We start from the raw sequence: 19876 nt of genomic DNA, 5'->3' as shown, positions 1-19876 counted from the left end.
GTGGGAAGAACCGGCCACCCAGGACGGGTGGCCGGTCGACCGTGGATCAGCTGTTGTTGTGATCGATCTTGATGGTCGGGTCGCTACCGGCGATCAGCGAGTTGATGTTGGTGTTGGACCAGTTGTTGCCCTCCAGCTTGATCGTCACGTCCGCGTTGGCGATGCCGCCAGCCGCGTTGAGCTTGCCTTCGGAACTGACCTGCAGGGTCGAGGTACCGTCCACCGTGGTGATCTTCAGGAAGTTGTCGATGGTGCTGGCGCTCTCGCCCTGCAACAGGTCCCGCAGGTCGATACGGTCGCCTTCGCTGGCCTTGAAGTCCTTGATCACATCGTTGCCGGTATCGCCAGCCTTCCAGACGAAGGTGTCGGCACCCGAGCCGCCGATCAGGATGTCATTGCCCGCGCCACCGATCAGCGTGTCGTTGCCGGTACCGCCCAGCAGGATGTCGTTGCCCTTGCCGCCGTCGAGCAGGTCGTTGCCGCCCTGGCCGAAGATGATGTCGTTGCCGGCGCCGCCCAGCAGCGTGTCATTGCCGTCATGGGCACCGGAGACATCGAACTCGGTGTAGTGCTCGGTGATGTACTGGTGCACGTTGCTGGTGGTGACGCTGCTCGCGGCCACGCCGGTCTTCTGTGCCACGAAGGCCTGCATGGCCTGGTAGCCCTCGCCGGCGATGCCATTGAAGCTCACCAGGTCGCCGAACAGGATGTCGTTGCCGTTGCCGCCGTTGACCGTGTCGGCGCCCGGCATGGTCGCCTCGGTATGGCCGAGAATCGCGTTGGCCAGGTTCGACGGGTCGATGTTGGTCTGTGGGGTGCTGTCGGTGTCGTACGGCTTCAGGTCGTTGAGGCTGACGTCGTTGTTCAGGCCGATCGCTTCCACCTGCGACAGGTTGCTCAGCAGGGCGAAGCCGCTGTTGGAGTTGTTGATGGTGGCGCTGTCGGTGTAGGAACCCGGTCCGGTCTGGTAGGACAGCTCGTAGGTGCCGTCGCCCTGGGCGTGCAGGGTGCCCAGGTTGGAGGCAGACCAACTATTCCACCAGCTGTTATAGGTTTGCAGCGTGACGGCGCCATCACTGTTGATTTGCAGTACATGGGTGCTGTCCAGTTGCTTGGAGAAAGTGTCCCCCAGTTTGTAGTTGGACGTGGTGACGACGTCGTCGAGCTTCGCCCCTCCCCAGTACAGCGTCGGGTTGGTCTGCTCGCCGGCCTGGTAGAACGTCGGTTTGCCGTCGGTAATGAAGTACGTCAGGTTGGTGGCGTTGGTATTGCTGGTGGCCGCGCTGCTCTGGAAGAAGTTGGCCGTGGTCTTGAACACGTCCTCGTAGTTGGTGCCGCCGCCGGACGCCATGGAGTCCAGGACCGACTTGAGCAGGGTCAGGGCGTTCGGATCGTTGAGGTTCACCGAGATCTGCTTGTTGACCTGGGTATCGAAGTCCGCCAGGAAGATGTTCACGGTGCCCGAGGTGCTGCTGCCCAGGCTGTTCTTCAGGGTGTTGAACACCGTAGTCAGCGAGTTCTTGGCGGCGGTGAGCGAGGCATCGCTCATGCTGCCCGAGCTGTCGACCATGAACGCGATGTTGTAGTTCTTGCCCTGCACCACGTTCAGGCCGGCGACGTCGGCGACCATGATGTCGTTGCCCTCGGTGCCGACGAAGTTGTCATCGCCCGCCGTGGCGACGCTGGCGCTGTAGGTCGCCGGGTACACCGTGACCGGGATCTGCGCCGTGCTGCTGGCCGAACCGCCCAGGGACTCGGTGGAGGTCGAGGTTACGGTCAGGTTGAACGAGCCGTTGTAGTGCGACGGCGGGGTGATCGTCAGCGTACCCAGGTTCCAGCCGGTGACATTGACCTCGCCGACGCTGGCGCTGGCGGTGAAGGTATGGCCGGCGCCATCGCTGAGCACCGAACCTGCCGGAATACCGCCGATCTTCACGCTCAGGCTTTCCGAGCCGTCGGTATCGGTCAGGGCGGTGGTGATCTTCGACAGCTTGACGCTGCCACCCTCGGCACCTTCGTTGAGCTTGTAGCCGTCGTAGTAGCCCTCGCCGTTGCTGCCGTGCAGCTCGGAAAGGGTGACGCCGGCATTGTTCAGCGCGGTTTCGCTCGGGTAGATCGGGATGTTGGCGTTGCTCAGGTCGACCGGCGTGCTGCCATTGACCGAGAGGTTGACGTCATAGCTGCCCGGACCGCTCTGGTTGGCGTGGTAGATGTCCAGGGTGTAGTAGCCGCTGGTGGTCGGGGTGAACGAACCGCTGATGCTGCCGCCGGCCCCCCAGGTCGCGGTGGCCACGTTCTTGCCGCCGATGGTGATCAGCAGGCTGTCGTCGCCGACCCCGCTGAAGCTGTAGGTCTTGCCGGCTTCCAGGTAGATCAGGCCGGAGGTTTTCGAGCCGCTGCCGCCGGTCACGCTGGCATCGGACTGGGCGTTGGTCACCACCGAACTGCTGGTCGGGTTGCCGGACCTGTCGAAGACCGCTTTGAGCGTGTCGCCGGTGATGCCGTTGCCGTTGGTGCCCAGGCCGTTGAGGCTGGTCCAGGACTCCTTGAGCAGGCCGATGGAGTTCACGCTGTTGCTCGCCACGCCCAGGGTCGGCGCATCGGCCACCGGGGTGATGTCGATCTTCACGGTGCCGGTGTTGCCCAGGGCCTGGCCGTCGGTTGGCTGGAACTTGATCTGCGCGTAGTCGGCCTGCTGGTTGCCCACACCGCTGCCGTTGTAGCCGTCGACACCCGATTCGTTGGCATCCGGGGTGAAGCGCAGCTTGCCGGCGTCGATATCGGCCTTGCTGAAGGTCTGGTTGGTGGCCACGTCCTTCCAGGTCGAGCCGTCGAGGTACTGCAGCTTGCCGTCGCCCGGCAGCTGGGTGATTTTCACCCCGAGGCTGGTCGCGGGGCTGTCGACGTCGCTGACGCCGAAGGTGGCCCAGGTCAGGGTCAGGGCGGTGTCTTCGGTGCCGGTCACGGCGCCGCCGGTGGCCACTGGCGCGTCGTTCACCGCCACCACGTTGACCGTGGTGGTAGCCGTGTTGGAGTAATTGCTGCCATCGGTCACGGTCACGGTGATGGTCCGCGGCGTGGTGCTCGGGTCCTCACTGCTGTTGGTGAAGGTGATGTTCTTGATCTGCTGCATGTAGTCGGCCAGCGTCGCATTGCCGGACAGGGTCAGGGTGATGGTGCCCGCCTGGCTGTTGGCATTGATGGTGATGCCGTTGACGCTGTTGCCCAGGTTCAGCTCATCGCCCGGCTGACGGTTGGTCAGCACGATGGTGGCGCCGGTCAGCATCGTGCTGTCCGGGTCGGTGATGCTCAGGTCGGTGTCGGCGATCGACACGCCTGCGCCCGGGGTGTTTTCGGTGAAGGTCACCTTGTAGTCGGCCCCGGTGGCGCCGCTGGAGTTGTTGGCATCCAGGTCGAGGACCGGTGGCGCATCGTTGTCGATGATCGAGGTGGTGACGCTGCCGTTGGTGCCGCTGACCACCAGGTTCTCGAAGTTGCCACCGGTGGCCGAGTCGATCTTGACCACGAAGTTTTCCGTGCCCTCGGTGATCTTGTCGTCGATGGTGGCGACGTTGAAGCTGGCGCTGCTGGCGCCGGCCGGGATCTTCACGGTGTACACGCCGGTGAAGTCCGAGCCGTCGGCGGCGGTGCCGCTGTAGCTGATCTTCAGGGTGACCTCGGTTTGCGCCGGGCTGGTCAGGCTGACGGTGTAGGTCGCGGCCTGGCCTTCGGTGACCGAAGTGCTGCCGTTGATGCTCACGGTGGTGGTGTTGATGGTGTCGGTGACGCTGGTCACGGCCGGCGTGGTGCTTGGCACCAGGTTCTCGAAATTGCCGCCGGTGGTGCTGGCGATACTGGCGCTGACGTTGCCGGCGTCGATGTACACATCGTCGCTCGGCGCGGCCACGGTCACGGTGCCGGTGGTGGCACCGGCCGCGATATTGATCACCGCGCCGTTGCTCAGGGTCACGGTCATGGCCGTGCCGGCGGCGTTGGTCAGGGTCGCGGTGTAGACGATCGAACCGCCTTCGGCCACGGTGCTGGTGGCGCTGAGGGTCAGGTTGGTGGTGTCCGGGGTGTCGGTCACGGTGGTGTCGGCAGGCTTGCTGTCGACCGCCAGTTTTTCGTAGTTGCCGCCGGTGGCGTTGGTGATGGTGGTGCTCAGCGAGCTGCCGCCCGCCAGGGCATCGTTAGGCGCTACGAAGTTCACAGTACCGCTGCTGGCACCGACCGGAATGGTGATGGTCTGGCCGTTGGACAGGGTGACCACGACTGGTGAGCCGGTGACCGGAGCGGTGACCGATGCGGTGTAAACCACGGTACCGCCTTCGGCCACATTCGAGGTCGCGGTGAGGCTGACGGTCGAAGTGTCGATGGTGTCGGTGACGTTGGTCACAGCCGGTGCGGTGCTTGGTACCAGGTTCTCGAAGTTGCCGCCGGTGGCGGTCTGGATCGTGGCTTGCACGGTGCCGGCGTCTTTGTAGACGTCGTCGGCAGGAGCGGCCACGGTTACGGTGCCAGTGGTAGCGCCGGCGGCGATGGTGATCACTGCGCCATTGCTCAGGGTCACTGTCACCGGAGTGCCGGCCGCATTGGTCAGGGTCGCGGTGTAAACGATCGAGCCGCCCTCGGCCACGGTGTTGGTGGCGCTGAGGGTCAGGGACGTGGTGTCCGGCGTATCGGTCACCGAGGTGTCGGCTGGTTTGCTGTCGATTGCCAGCTTCTCGTAGTTGCCGCCGGTGGCGTCCTTGATGGTGGTGCTCAGGGAGCTGCCGCCCGCCAGGGCATCGTTAGGCGCTACGAAATTCACGGTACCGCTGCTGGCGCCGACTGGGATGGTGATGGTCTGGCCGTTGGACAGGGTGACCACGACTGGTGAGCCAGTCACCGGAGCGGTGACCGATGCGGTGTAGACCACGACGCCACCTTCGGCCACGGACGGCGTGGCCGTCAGCGAAACGGTGCTGGTGTCGATGGTGTCGGTGACGTTGGTCACAGCCGGCGTAGTGCTCGGCACCAGGTTCTCGAAGTTGCCGCCAGTGGCGGTCTGGATCGTGGCTTGCACGGTGCCGGCGTCTTTGTAGACGTCGTCCGCTGGAGCGGCCACGGTCACGGTACCGGTGGTGGCGCCGGCGGCGATGGTGATGACCGCGCCATTGCTCAGAGTCACGGTCACTGGCGTGCCAGCGGCATTGGTCAGCGTCGCGGTGTAAACGATCGAGCCGCCTTCGGCGACGGTGTCAGTCGCTGTCAGGCTCAGATTGGTGGTGTCCGGAGTATCAGTGACCGAGGTATCCGCCGGTTTGCTGTCGATTGCCAGCTTCTCGTAGTTGCCGCCGGTGGCGTCCTTGATGGTGGTGCTCAGAGAGCTGCCGCCGGCCAAGGCATCGTTAGGGGCCACGAAGTTCACGGTGCCACTGCTGGCGCCGACCGGGATGGTGATGGTCTGGCCATTGGACAGAGTGACCACGACTGGCGAGCCGGTCACTGGAGCTGTCACGGACGCGGTGTAGACCACAGTGCCACCTTCAGCCACGGACGGCGTTGCCGTCAGCGAAACGGTGCTGGTGTCGATGGTGTCGGTCACATTGGTGACCGCAGGCGTAGTGCCCGGCACCAGGTTCTCGAAGTTGCCGCCAGTAGCTGTCTTGATTGTGGCTTCTACGGTACCGGCATCTTTGTAGACGTCGTCCGCAGGAGCGGCCACGGTCACGGAGCCCGTGGTGGCGCCGGCTGCGATGGTAATCACTGCACCGTTGGAGAGCGTTACGGTCACCGGAGTGCCAGCCGCGTTGGTCAGTGTCGCGGTGTAAACAATAGAACCACCTTCAGCGACAGTGTCAGTTGCGCTGAGGGTCAGATTGGTGGTGTCTGGCGTATCGGTGACCGAGGTGTCAGCTGGTTTGCTGTCAACGTCGAGTTTTTCGTAATTGCCGCCAGTCGCACCGGTGATGGTGGTACTCAAGGAACTGCCGCCCGCCAGTGCATCGTTAGGCGCAGTGAAATTCACGGTACCGGACGATTCGCCAACCGGGATGGTGATGGTTTGGCCGTTGGACAAAGTGACCACTACCGGCGAACCAGTGACTGGAGCAGTCACGGACGCGGTGTAAACAACGACACCGCCTTCAGCCACGGACGGCGTGGCCGTCAGCGAAACGGTGCTGGTGTCGATGGTGTCAGTAACATCGGTGACCGCTGGAGTAGTGCTCGGAACGAGATTCTCGAAGTTGCCACCGGTGGCGTCCTTGATGGTCGCCTCGACCTTGCCGGCATCCTTGTATACATCGTCAGCAGGCGCTGCGACGGTGACAGAGCCAGTGGTCGCGCCAGCAGCGATGGTAATCACTGCACCGTTCGACAGAGTCACAGTTACAGGCGTGCCGGCCGCATTGGTCAGGGTGGCGGTGTAAACGATCGAACCGCCTTCAGCCACGGTGTCTGTCGCGCTGAGGGTCAGATTGGTGGTGTCCGGAGTATCGGTCACCGAGGTCTCGGCAGGCTTGCCGTCGACGTCCAGCTTCTCGTAGTTACCGCCGGTTGCACCGGTAATGGTGGTGCTCAGGGAGCTACCGCCGGCCAGCGCATCGTTGGGTGCCGTGAAGTTCACAGTGCCGGAAGATTCGCCGACCGGGATGGTGATGGTTTGTCCGTTGGACAGGGTTACGACTACTGGCGAGCCAGTCACTGGAGCGGTGACCGACGCGGTGTACACCACGGTGCCGCCTTCAGCCACAGACGGAGTCGCGGTCAGCGAAACAGTCGACGTATCGATGGTGTCGGTCACGTCGGTGACAGCCGGCGTGGTGTTCGGCACCAGGTTTTCAAAGTTACCGCCTACGGCGTCCTTGATGCTGACTTCAACCTTGCCAGCGTCTTTGTAGACGTCATCGGCAGGGGCGGCCACGGTCACGGAGCCTGTGGTTGCGCCCGCGGCGATGGTAATCACCGCGCCATTCGACAATGTCACGGTTACCGGAGTGCCGGCCGCGTTGGTGAGGGTCGCGGTGTAAACGATCGAACCGCCTTCAGCCACGGTGTCTGTCGCGCTGAGGGTCAGGTTCGTGGTGTCTGGCGTATCAGTAACCGAGGTCTCGGCAGGTTTGCTGTCGACATCGAGTTTTTCGTAGTTGCCGCCCGTTGCGCCGGTAATGGTGGTGCTCAAAGAGCTACCGCCAGCCAGGGCGTCGTTTGGTGCGGTGAAGTTCACAGTGCCGGAAGATTCGCCGACCGGGATGGTGATGGTTTGTCCGTTGGACAGGGTTACGACTACTGGCGAGCCAGTCACTGGAGCCGTTACGGAAGCGGTGTAAACGACAACGCCACCTTCAGCAACGCTAGGCGTCGCGGTCAGGCTGACGGTCGACGTATCGATGGTGTCAGTGACATCGGTGACCGCTGGCGTGGTGCTCGGCACCAGATTCTCGAAATTACCGCCAGCAGTCTCTTTGATGCTGACTTCGACTTTGCCAGCGTCCTTGTACACATCGTCAGCCGGGGCGGCGACAGTCACGGAACCTGTGGTAGCGCCTGCTGCGATGGTAATCACTGCACCGTTCGACAGAGTCACGGTTACAGGCGTGCCGGCCGCATTGGTCAGGGTGGCGGTGTAAACAATGGACCCACCCTCGGCGACAGTGTCAGTCGCCGTCAGGCTCAGAGTGGTAGTGTCCGGGGTGTCGGTAACCGAGGTTTCAGCCGGTTTGCTATCAACGTCGAGCTTCTCGTAATTACCGCCGGTAGCTTCCTTGATGGTGGTGCTCAAGGAGCTGCCGCCCGCCAGGGCGTCGTTAGGCGCTACGAAATTCACGGTACCGCTGCTGGCGCCGACTGGGATGGTGATGGTCTGGCCATTCGACAGGGTGACCACGACTGGCGAGCCAGTCACTGGCGCAGTCACGGACGCGGTGTAAACCACGGTGCCGCCTTCAGCCACAGACGGAGTTGCCGTCAGGCTGACAGTCGAAGTGTCGATGGTGTCAGTCACATCGGTAACGGCCGGCGTGGTGCTTGGCACCAGATTCTCGAAGTTGCCGCCAGCGGCATCCTTGATGGTGACTTCGACTTTACCCGCGTCCTTGTACACATCGTCAGCCGGGGCTGCAACGGTCACGGAACCTGTGGTGGCGCCGGCGGCGATGGTAATCACCGCGCCGTTCGACAGAGTCACGGTAACCGGCGTGCCCGCGGCGTTAGTCAGGGTCGCGGTGTAAACAATGGACCCACCCTCGGCGACGGTATCGGTCGCAGTCAGGCTGAGGGTGGTGGTGTCCGGTGTATCGGTGACCGAGGTGTCCGCTGGCTTGCTATCAACATCCAGCTTCTCGTAGTTGCCGCCGGTAGCGCCGGTGATGGTGGTGCTCAGGGAACTACCGCCCGCCAGGGCATCGTTTGGCGCGGTGAAGTTCACGGTACCGGACGATTCGCCAACCGGAATAGTGATGGTCTGGCCATTCGACAGGGTGACGACCACCGGCGAGCCGGTGACTGGAGCAGTCACGGACGCGGTGTAAACAACAACGCCGCCTTCAGCCACAGATGGAGTAGCGGTCAGCGAAACAGTCGAAGTGTCGATGGTATCGGTGACATCAGTCACAGCTGGTGTGGTGCTCGGCACCAGATTCTCGAAGTTGCCGCCGGTGGCGTCCTGGATAGTCGCTTCGACCTTGCCAGCGTCCTTGTACACATCATCAGCTGGCGCCGCGACAGTGACGGAGCCTGTGGTCGCACCAGCTGCGATGGTGATGATCGCGCCATTGCTCAGAGTCACGGTCACTGGCGTGCCCGCGGCGTTGGTGAGGGTCGCGGTGTAAACGATCGAACCACCCTCGGCGACGGTGTCGGTCGCTGTCAGGCTGAGCGTAGTGGTATCTGGTGTGTCAGTAACCGAGGTGTCGGCAGGCTTGCTGTCGACATCGAGTTTTTCGTAGTTACCGCCAGTCGCACCGGTGATGGTGGTGCTCAAGGAACTGCCGCCGGCCAGCGGGCTGTTCGGGGCAACGAAGTTCACCGACCCGCTGCTTTCACCTACCGGGATGGTAATGGTCTGGCCGTTCGACAGCGTTACGACCACCGGCGAGCCGGTCACTGGAGCAGTGACCGATGCGGTGTAGACCACGGTTTCGCCTTCGGCGACGGTCGCGGTTGCGGTCAGGCTGACGGTCGAGGTGTCGATGGTATCGGTCACATCGGTGACGGCAGGCGTGGTGCTTGGCACCAGGTTTTCAAAGTTGCCGCCGGTAGCGTCCTTGATGGTCGCTTCGACCTTGCCCGCGTCCTTGTAAACGTCATCGGCCGGTGCGGCCACGGTCACGGAGCCCGTGGTTGCGCCAGCGGCGATGTTGATCACCGCGCCGTTGCTCAAGGTGACCGTCACAGGCGTTCCGGCCGCATTGGTCAGGGTCGCGGTATAAACGATCGAACCACCTTCAGCCACGGTTTCGGTGGCGCTCAAGGTCAGATTGGTGGTGTCCGGGGTATCGGTCACCGAGGTGTCGGCCGGCTTGCTGTCGACATCGAGTTTTTCGTAGTTACCGCCAGTCGCGCCAGTGATGGTAGTGCTCAGGGAGCTACCGCCCGCCAGGGCGTCGTTTGGCGCGGTGAAGTTCACGGTGCCCGACGACTCGCCCACCGGAATGGTGATGGTCTGGCCGTTGGACAGGGTGACCACCACCGGCGAACCGGTCACTGGAGCGGTCACGGACGCGGTGTAAACGACAACGCCGCCTTCTGCCACGGATGGAGTCGCGGTCAGGCTGACGGTCGAGGTATCGATGGTGTCAGTGACATCAGTCACAGCTGGGGTAGTGCTTGGTACCAGGTTTTCGAAGTTACCGCCTGCAGCATCCTTGATGCTGACTTCGACTTTACCGGCATCTTTGTAGACGTCATCGGCTGGAGCCGCGACGGTCACAGAGCCTGTGGTCGCACCGGCTGCGATGGTGATTACCGCACCGTTCGACAGAGTCACGGTGACTGGCGTACCGGCGGCGTTGGTCAAGGTGGCCGTATAAACGATCGAACCGCCTTCAGCGACAGTGTCAGTCGCTGTCAGGCTAACGGTGGTGGTATCTGGCGTATCGGTGACCGAGGTATCAGCCGGTTTGCTATCAACATCCAGCTTCTCGTAGTTGCCGCCGGTAGCGCCGGTAATGGTGGTGCTCAGGGAGCTACCGCCCGCCAGGGCATCGTTTGGCACGGTGAAGTTCACGGTGCCGGACGATTCACCTACAGGAATAGTGATGGTCTGGCCATTGGACAGGGTCACGACTACAGGCGAGCCAGTCACTGGAGCGGTGACCGACGCGGTGTACACCACGGTGCCGCCTTCAGCCACAGACGGAGTCGCGGTCAGCGAAACGGTGCTGGTGTCGATAGTGTCGGTGACATCAGTCACAGCAGGCGTAGTGCTCGGAACGAGGTTTTCGAAGTTACCGCCAGCAGTTTCTTTGATGCTGACTTCGACTTTACCGGCATCTTTGTAAACGTCATCCGCAGGGGCGGCGACGGTGACAGAACCAGTAGTAGCGCCCGCTGCGATGGTGATGATCGCACCGTTCGACAGGGTTACGGTCACTGGCGTACCAGCGGCATTGGTCAGGGTCGCGGTGTAAACGATCGATCCACCTTCAGCGACGGTGTCGGTCGCAGTCAGGCTAAGGGTGGTGGTATCTGGCGTATCAGTAACCGAGGTCTCGGCAGGCTTGCCGTCGACATCCAGCTTCTCGTAGTTGCCGCCGGTTGCACCGGTAATGGTGGTGCTCAGGGAGCTGCCGCCCGCGAGAGCATCGTTGGGTGCCGTGAAGTTCACAGTGCCGGAAGACTCGCCCACCGGGATGGTGATGGTTTGGCCGTTGGACAGGGTCACGATTACTGGCGAACCAGTAACCGGCGCGGTCACGGACGCGGTGTAAACCACGGTGCCGCCTTCGGCCACAGACGGAGTAGCGGTCAGCGAAACGGTGCTGGTGTCGATAGTGTCGGTGACATCAGTCACAGCAGGAGTGGTGCTTGGAACGAGATTCTCGAAATTACCGCCAGAGGTCTCTTTTATGCTGACTTCGACTTTGCCAGCGTCTTTGTAAACGTCATCCGCAGGGGCGGCGACGGTCACGGAGCCGGTAGTAGCACCGGCGGCGATAGTGATCACTGCACCGTTGCTCAGAGTTACGGTTACCGGAGTCCCGGCTGCATTGGTCAGAGTCGCGGTGTAAACAATGGACCCACCCTCGGCAACAGTGTCAGTCGCTGTCAGGCTCAGATTGGTGGTGTCCGGAGTATCGGTAACCGACGTCTCGGCAGGTTTGCCGTCGACGTCCAGTTTCTCGTAGTTGCCGCCCGTTGCGCCGGTGATGGTCGCGCTCAGGGAGCTGCCGCCTGCGAGGGCATCGTTAGGTGCCGTGATATTGACGGTGCCGGAAGACTCGCCGACCGGAATGGTGATGGTCTGACCGTTGGACAGGGTTACGACTACAGGTGAGCCAGTCACTGGTGCTGTCACGGACGCGGTGTAAGCGACAACGCCACCTTCAGCAACGCTAGGCGTCGCAGTCAGGCTGACGGTCGAGGTGTCGATGGTATCAGTCACGTCGGTAACGGCTGGCGTGGTGCTCGGAACCAGGTTCTCGAAGTTGCCGCCAGCAGCCTCTTTGATGCTGACTTCGACTTTGCCGGCATCTTTGTACACATCATCAGCTGGAGCAGCGACGGTGACGGAGCCCGTGGTAGCGCCGGCAGCAATGGTGATCACTGCACCATTCGACAGGGTCACGGTCACTGGCGTACCAGCGGCGTTGGTCAGAGTCGCGGTATAAATGATCGAGCCGCCTTCAGCGACGGTGTCAGTCGCTGTCAGGCTCAGATTGGTGGTGTCCGGAGTATCGGTCACCGAGGTCTCGGCAGGCTTGGCGTCGACGTCCAGCTTCTCGTAGTTACCGCCCGTTGCACCGGTGATGGTCGCGCTCAGGGAGCTGCCGCCCGCGAGAGCATCGTTAGGTGCCGTGATATTGACGGAGCCGGAGGACTCGCCGACCGGAATGGTGATGGTCTGACCATTGGACAGGGTCACCACAACCGGCGAGCCAGTCACTGGAGCGGTTACGGACGCGGTGTACACCACGGTGCCGCCTTCAGCCACAGACGGAGTCGCGGTCAGCGAAACAGTCGACGTATCGATGGTGTCGGTGATGTCCGTCACTGCCGGCGTGGTGCTCGGAACCAGATTCTCGAAGTTGCCGCCAGTGGCGTCCTGGATGGTCGCTTCGACCTTGCCGGCGTCCTTGTAGACGTCGTCGGCAGGCGCTGCAACGCTCACCGAACCGGTGGTCGCGCCGGCGGCGATGGTGATCACCGCTCCGTTGCTCAGGGTCACGGTGACCGGCGTGCCGGCCGGGTTGGTCAGGGTGGCGGTGTAGACGATCGAGCCGCCTTCGGCGACCGAGCCGCTGGCCGACAGGCTCAGGCCGGTGTCGTCCACGGAGTCGGTGATGGTGGTCTGCGCCGGCGTGGTGTCGGGTGTCAGTTGTTCGAAGTTGCCGCCGCTGGCGCCGGTAATGCTGGTGCTGACTGTGCTGCCGTTGTTGTAAACGTCATTGGCCGGGGTATCGACCACCACGGTGCCGACGGTTTTGCCGGCCTCGATCACGATGGTCGAGCCGTTGGACAGGGTCACGGTAACCGGGGTCTGCGCCGGGTTGGTCAGGGTCGCGGTGTAGGTGATCTGGCCGCCTTCCACAACGCTGCCGGTGGCGGTCAGGCTCAGGCCGGTGTTGTCCACCGAGTCGGTCACGGTGGTTTGTGCCGGCGTGGTGCTCGGTACCAGGTTCTCGAAGTTGCCGCCGGTGGCGCCAGTAATGCTGGTGCTGACCGTGCTGCCGTTGTTGTAGACGTCGTTGGCCGGGGTATCGACTACCACGGTGCCGGTGGTTTTACCGGCGTCGATGGTGATGGTCGAACCGTTGGACAGGGTCACGGTGACCGGGGTCTGCGCCGGGTTGGTCAGGGTCGCGGTGTAGGTGATCTGGCCACCTTCCACGACCGTACCGGTGGCCGACAGGGTCAGGCCGGTGGCGTCCGGCGAGTCGGTGATGGTGGTCACCGCTGGCGTGGTGCTTGGCACCAGGTTCTCGAAGTTGCCGCCGGTGGTGCCGGTAATGCTGGTGCTGACCGTGCTGCCGTTGTTGTAGACGTCGTTGGCCGGGGTATCGACCACGACGGTGCCGACGGTCCGGCCGGCGTCGATGGTGATGATCGAGCCATTGGACAGGGTCACGGTGACCGGCGTCTGCGCCGGATTGGTCAGGGTCGCGGTGTAGGTGATCTGGCCACCTTCGACGACGGTACCGTTGGCGGTCAGGGTCAGGCCGGTGGTGTCCGGCGAGTCGGTGATGGTGGTCACCGCCGGTGTCGGGTTCGGCACCAGGTTCTCGAAGTTGCCGCCGCTGGCGTCGGTAATGCTGGTGCTGACGGTGCTGCCATTGTTGTAGACATCGTTCGGTGGGGTATCGACTACCACGGTGCCGACGGTCTGTCCGGCGTCGATGGTGATGGTCGAACCGTTGGACAAGGTCACGGTGACCGGGGTCTGCGCCGGGTTGGTCAGGGTCGCGGTATAGGTGATCTGGCCACCCTCGGTCACGCTGGAGCCCGCGGTCAGGGTCACGGTGGTGGTGTCCACGGTGTCCGTGACCTGGGTGACGGCTGGTGTCGGGTCGACAGTCACGACCAGGCCACCGCCGCCGGTGGTGCCGGTGACGCCCACGCTGATCTGTTTCGGGTCGTTATAGACGGTGTCGTTCGGTGCCAGCGGAACGTTGACGGTGCCGGTCAGTTGCCCGGCCGGAATCACGATCACCGAGCCGTTGGACAAGGTGATGGTCAGGCCGGTCAACGGTGCCTGGGTCAGCGTGGCGGTGTACACCAGTACGCCGCCGGCCTCGGTAATGGAGGGGGTTGCGCTCAGGGTCAGGGTCGAGTCGCGCAGGATCTCGCTGGTGGTGCTGTTGTCATTGGTGGTCAGCGCGCCGGTGGTGTTTTGCGCTGCGGTGCCCGCCGCACCGAGGCCCGCAGTCGGGAAGCCGATGGTCGGGTCGACCCGGCCCGCGGTGGCGTCGAGCATCACGAAGCTGTGGCCGCCACCAGCAGCGCCGCCGGTACCCGCGGCGGTCGGGCCGGCCGCGGTGGCTTCCAGCTCGGTGGTCGGGTCCGCGCCGGCGACGATTGCCTGCTGCAGCTCAGCGACGGACGGCGCAGCCTGCTCGGCGGCCTCGGCCAGGTCGGTGCTGGAGTCTGGAGCGCTGCCGCTCCATTGCGTCTCACGGCCCAGGTCCAGGGTCCGGCCATCGGCCAGCTCCAGGCTGACGGCGCCCGACAGGCCGGTATCGACCTGGTCGCCTACATACAGGCGATCACCCTCAACGAGTACGCGGCGAACCCCTTCAGGGGATACGACGAAAACTTGGCCAACAATGCTTTTGACGGTAGCAACAACACTGCTCATTGAGGATTCTCCGGGGGGTACCGTTCAGTAGACTTCCATGTTCCTGACAGGCATACGCCGACGCAGTCTGGACGTTCTTCAGAGTGTAGAAATACGTGATTTTGACGCGAATGCTTGTCAATAAATTGGCTATATTTTTTTGCTATTAACCATATGCCAAACTATTGACCTTCTGGGTGTCATCCTAAACAATCGTCAAGGTAATGTCACATTGATATTCATGCGGCGACCTGTCTAAAAGTGTGTGATCCAGTTCATGGTTTGAACTTTCCGATATACGGTCATTCCGGTTGCCATCATCCGATGCAGCACCTCGTTTTGCTGTGATTTGGGACAAGAAGTCCTGGGAACCTCCTCTATGCGTCCGCAGTTGTTCAAAGCCTTACCCTTCTTGCTTGCCGCCAGTTTTGTCCAAGCACAAACCCTGCCTGAAGCCATGCAGAAAGCACTGGATGTCCATCCGGAAATCCAGGCCGCGGTGAACAGCCGCCTGGCAGCCGATTACCAGCTAAAAGCAGCCAAGGGCGGCTATTTGCCGCGGGTCGATTTGCTGGGCGGTTATGGTCGTGAAGGCACCGACAGCCCGACCACTCGTGCAGGATCGAGCAATCACTGGGAGACGCTGAACCGCAGTGAGTCAAGTTTACGTCTCCAGCAAATGGTTTTTGACGGTTTTGCCACCTCCAGTGAGGTCGGGCGTCAACAAGCCACCGTCAATTCCCGGGCGTACTCGTTGCTGGGCACTTCCGAGCGCACCGCGCTGACCGTGGCCCAGGTGTACCTGGATGTGCTGACCCGGCGCGAGTTCGTGCGCCTGGCCGAAGACAACATGCGCAATCACGAGCGCATCTACGATCAGATCCAGCTGCGCACCCAGCGCGGCGTCGGCAGCCGCGCCGACCTCGACCAGGCGGAAGCGCGCATGGCCCAGGCGCGCAATAACCTGATCACCGAACAGACCAACCTGGCCGATGCCCAGACCAACTACCTCAGCGCCGTCGGCCAGATGCCGGACCAGCTGGAGCGCCCGGTCGGCTTCATGGCCCTGCTGCCGGCCACCCTCGACGAAGCCCGGCACCAGATGCTGGAAAACAGCCCGATCCTGCGTTCGGCCGAATCCGACATCGTCGCCGCCGAGAAGCAGTACGAAGCCGCCAAGTCGACCTTCTACCCGCGCTTCGATGCCGAGCTTGGGCGTACCGCCGACAACAACCTGGACGGCATCGACGGCCACAACAACGAATGGCAGGCCATGCTGCGCATGCGCTTCAACCTGTTCGCCGGCGGCAGCAACAAGGCCGACCTGGAGTCCAAGGCCTATCAGTCCAACCAGGCGCTGGATATTCGTAACAACGCCCTGCGAGTTCTGAATGAGGAGCTAGGCTTGGCGTGGAACGCCTTGAACAACGCTAATGCGCAAGTGCCGATCGCCCAGCAATATGTCGATCGCAGCGCCAGCGTGCGTGAGGCGTATCAGAAGCAATTCAGTCTGGGCGAGCGCACTTTGCTCGACTTGCTCGATAGCGAGAATGAACTGTTCACCGCCTCGCGTCGGTTGGCGGAAATCAAGAACATTCAGTTATTTACTCAATATCGAATCAAGGCGACCATGGGCGAATTGCTCAAGAGCCAGGGAGTGGTCGCACCCATGGCTTCAGTCGTGCAGAACGATGTGAAGCCCAAGGTCCAACTGCCTGGGATGAATTGAGTACATTTCATCCAAATAGACAGTTAAAGAGTGCCGAGCGTGGAATCAGAAGTCAGTCGAGTGCAACTTAGCCATGATCCACGCGGCATGCATGACGACCCGCTGCTGGATGCCCTGCTAACCCTGTGCTCTCTGCACCAGAAGCCGGCCAGCGCGGCGATGCTGACCACTGGCCTGCCGTTGCCGTCCCAGCGCCTGAGCGCCGAGCTGCTGCCGCGCGCCGCCGCTCGCGCCGGCCTGCAGGGGCGCCTGCTGCGGCGCAAGCTGGAGCAGATTCCTGCCATCGCCATGCCAGCCATGCTCTTGCTCAAGGACGGCCGCAGCGCCGTCCTGCTCGGCTGGCTGGGCGAAGACAAGGCCCGCCTGCTGCTCAGTGAGAGCGACGGCGGCGAGGTCAGCGTCAGTCGCCAGATGCTGGCCGACGATTACAGCGGGCAAGTGTTCTTCGCCCAGCCGCAACACAAGTTCGACGTCAACCATGGCTCGCTGATTCCCCGCGCCCGCTCCTGGTTCCGCGACACCTTGAAGCGTTCGCGCTGGCTGTACGCCGACGCCATCGCCGCCAGCCTGCTGATCAACGTCATCGCCATGGCCGCGCCGCTGTTCGTGATGAACGTCTACGACCGCGTGGTCCCGAACCAGGCCGCCGCCACCCTGTGGGTGCTGGCCATCGGCATCACCGGCGCCTACCTGTTCGACCTGATCCTCAAGAGCCTGCGCAGCCTGTGCCTGGACCTGGCCGGCAAGAAGACCGACCTGATCATCTCGGCCACGCTGTTCGAGCGCATCGTCGGCATGGCCATGAAGTACCGGCCGGCGCGGGTCGGCAGCTTTGCCCAGAACATCCACGAGTTCCAGAGCCTGCGCGACTTCCTCGCCTCGCTGACGCTCACCAGCCTGATCGACCTGCCGTTCACCCTGCTGATCTTCCTGGTGATCGCCATCCTCGGCGGGCACCTGGTGTGGATCCCGGTGCTGGCCTTCCCGATCGCCCTGGGCATCGGCTACGCGCTGCAGAAACCGCTGATCGCCACCATGGAAAAAACCATGGCCCTGGGCGCCGAGCGCCAGTCGAGCCTGATCGAGACCCTGGCCGGGCTGGATGCGGTGAAGGTCAACAACGCCGAAAGCGAACGCCAGTACCAGTGGGAGCAGACCATCGGCACCCTGGGCCGCCTCGAGCTGCGGGTGAAGATGCTCTCCAGCCTGGCGATGAACATCACCCTGCTGATCCAGCAGCTGGCCGGGGTGATCATGATCGTCTTCGGCGTGTACCAGATCATCGACGGCAACCTCAGCATGGGCGGGCTGATCGCCTGCTACATGCTCAGCGGCCGCGCCCTCAGCCCGCTGGCCTCGTTGTCCGGCCTGCTGACCCGCTACCAGCAGGCGCGGGTGACCATGACCTCGGTCGACCAGATGATGGAGCTGCCCCAGGAGCGCAACTTCGACGAGCGCCCCCTGAGCCGCAACGTGCTGCAGGGCGCCATCGAATGCCGGCAGCTGAATTTCACCTACCCGGGGCAGCAGAACCCGGCGCTGAAGAACATCAACCTGGTGATCAAGCCGGGCGAGAAGATCGGCATCATCGGCCGCAGTGGCTCGGGCAAGAGCTCCCTGGCCAAGCTGCTGGTGGGCCTGTATACCCCGGACTCCGGCGCCTTGCTGGTGGACGGTGTGGACATCCGGCAGATCGACGTCAGCGAATTGCGCCACAACATCGGTTATGTGGCCCAGGACATCCAGCTGCTGGCCGGCACCCTGCGCGACAACCTGACCTCCGGCGCCCGTTATGTCGAAGACGAACTGGTGCTGCAGGCCGCCGAACTGGCCGGCGTTCATGAGTTCGCCCGGCTGCACCCGCAGGGCTATGAACTGCAGGTCGGCGAGCGCGGGCAGAACCTCTCCGGCGGCCAGCGGCAGAACGTCGCCCTGGCCCGGGCCCTGTTGCTCAACCCACCTATCCTGCTGCTCGACGAACCGACCAGCGCCATGGACAACACCGGTGAAGAACGCTTGAAACAACGCCTGCAAGCCGTGGTGGAAGCCAAGACCGTGGTGCTGGTCACCCACCGTGCCTCGCTGCTGTCGCTGGTGGATCGCCTGCTGGTGATCGACCGCGGGCAGATCCTCGCCGATGGACCGAAAGCGGTCGTGATGGAAGCGTTGAAGAAGGGGCAGATCAGTGTTGCTTAAGTCGGGTTTGAAGGACTCCATCCTGCGTTACTTCAAGGGCACCGAGTCGCTGCACGACCAACCCCTGCCGGAGGTCAACAAGGCGCTGATCGAGGATGCGCCGCGGGTTATCCGCCTGACCATCTGGGGCATCATCGGTTTCTTCCTGTTCCTGCTGCTGTGGGCCAACTTCGCGGTGATCGACGAAGTGACCAAGGGTGAGGGCAAGGCGATCCCGTCGTCCAAGGTGCAGAAAATCCAGAACCTGGAAGGCGGCATCGTCTCCGAACTGTTCGTCAAGGAAGGGCAGATAGTCGAGGCCGGTGCGCCGTTGATCCGCCTGGACGATACGCGCTTCAAGTCCAACGTCGGCGAGACCGAGGCCGACCGGTTGTCGATGCTGTTGCGGGTCGAGCGCCTGAGCGCGGAGATCGACAACCGCGAGCTGAACTTCCCGGCCGATGCCCTGGAGGCCGCGCCCGGCCAGGCCGCCAGCGAGAAGTCCCTGTATGAAAGCCGCCGCCAGCAGTTGCACGACGAAGTTGGCGGCCTGCAGGAACAACTGATCCAGAAGCAGCAGGAACTGCGCGAGTTCACCTCCAAGCAGGCGCAGTACCGCCAGCAACTGGGCCTGCAACGCCAGGAAATCGCCATGTCCGAGCCATTGGTGGCCCAGGGCGCGGTGTCGCCGGTGGAAGTGCTGCGGCTCAAGCGCGCCGAAGTCGAGACCCGCGGGCAACTGGACGCCACCACCCTGGCGATCCCCCGTGCCGAGTCGGCGATCAAGGAAGTCCAGCGCAAGATCGACGAAACCCGCGGCAAATTCCGCAGCGAAGCCCTGACCCAGCTCAACGAGGCGCGCACCGAACTGAACAAGGCCAGCGCCACCGGCAAGGCCCTGGAAGACCGGGTCAGCCGGACCCTGGTTACCTCGCCGGTGCGCGGTATCGTCAAGCAACTGATGGTCAACACCATCGGCGGCGTGATCCAGCCGGGCAGCGACATGGTGGAGATCGTGCCGTTGGACGACACCCTGCTGGTGGAAGCGAAGATCCGCCCGCAGGACATCGCCTTCCTGCACCCGGGGCAGGAAGCCGTGGTCAAGTTCACCGCCTATGACTACACCATCTACGGCGGCCTGAAGGCCAAGCTGGAGCAGATCGGCGCCGACACCATCACCGACGAAGACAAGAAGACCACCTACTACGTGATCAAGCTGCGCACCGACCGCAGCCACCTGGGCACCGATGAGAAGCCGTTGCTGATCATCCCCGGCATGGTCGCCTCGGTGGACATCATCACCGGCAAGAAAAGCGTGCTCAGCTACCTGCTCAAGCCGATCATCCGCGCTCGCGCCGAGGCGCTGCACGAGCGTTGAGGCCGTAGCCCGAGAGTCGTAGGGCAGGGATTGCCCGTAGATCTTTGAATCTTTTCGCGAGCAAGCTCGCTCCTACAAGGGCACTCATGCACCTGTAGGAGCGAGCTTGCTCGCGATA

The 19876-nt window shown here is 62.9% G+C and carries 4 protein-coding genes; 3 read left to right on the top strand and 1 reads right to left on the bottom strand.

What is annotated here, in order from left to right:
- Positions 1-46: 46 nt before the first annotated feature.
- Positions 47-14497, bottom strand: coding sequence for a retention module-containing protein (locus tag NRG23_RS18475; RefSeq protein ID WP_257371588.1), 14451 nt, complete (start codon positions 14495-14497; stop codon positions 47-49).
- A 358-nt stretch (positions 14498-14855) separates the two neighbouring features.
- On the opposite strand from NRG23_RS18475, the gene NRG23_RS18470 reads away from it, so the two are divergent.
- From NRG23_RS18470 to NRG23_RS18460, 3 genes are read left to right on the top strand one after another with little or no spacing between them, the layout of a single operon-like run.
- Positions 14856-16205 (top strand): TolC family outer membrane protein, encoded by a 1350-nt coding sequence (locus NRG23_RS18470; protein WP_009046325.1) that lies wholly within the window; start codon positions 14856-14858, stop codon positions 16203-16205.
- A gap of 39 nt (positions 16206-16244) precedes the next feature.
- Positions 16245-18401, top strand: a complete 2157-nt coding sequence (locus NRG23_RS18465; RefSeq protein ID WP_009046326.1) for a type I secretion system permease/ATPase — start codon at positions 16245-16247, stop codon at positions 18399-18401.
- Positions 18391-19758, top strand: coding sequence for an HlyD family type I secretion periplasmic adaptor subunit (locus tag NRG23_RS18460; RefSeq protein ID WP_023969889.1), 1368 nt, complete (start codon positions 18391-18393; stop codon positions 19756-19758). Before NRG23_RS18465 ends, NRG23_RS18460 begins: the two co-directional genes overlap by 11 nt.
- Positions 19759-19876: the final 118 nt, after the last annotated feature.

The organism is Pseudomonas sp. T8 (assembly GCF_024610635.1).
GTDB lineage: Bacteria > Pseudomonadota > Gammaproteobacteria > Pseudomonadales > Pseudomonadaceae > Aquipseudomonas > Aquipseudomonas chlororaphis_I.
This window is presented reverse-complemented; position numbering and strand designations above follow the sequence as displayed.

Bases quoted from the DNA above. Each gene is read 5' to 3' on its own strand.
- NRG23_RS18470 (WP_009046325.1), top strand. From the start codon at position 14,856: ATGCGTCCGCAGTTGTTCAAAGCCTTACCCTTCTTGCTTGCCGCCAGT.
- NRG23_RS18475 (WP_257371588.1), bottom strand. From the start codon at position 14,497: ATGAGCAGTGTTGTTGCTACCGTCAAAAGCATTGTTGGCCAAGTTTTC.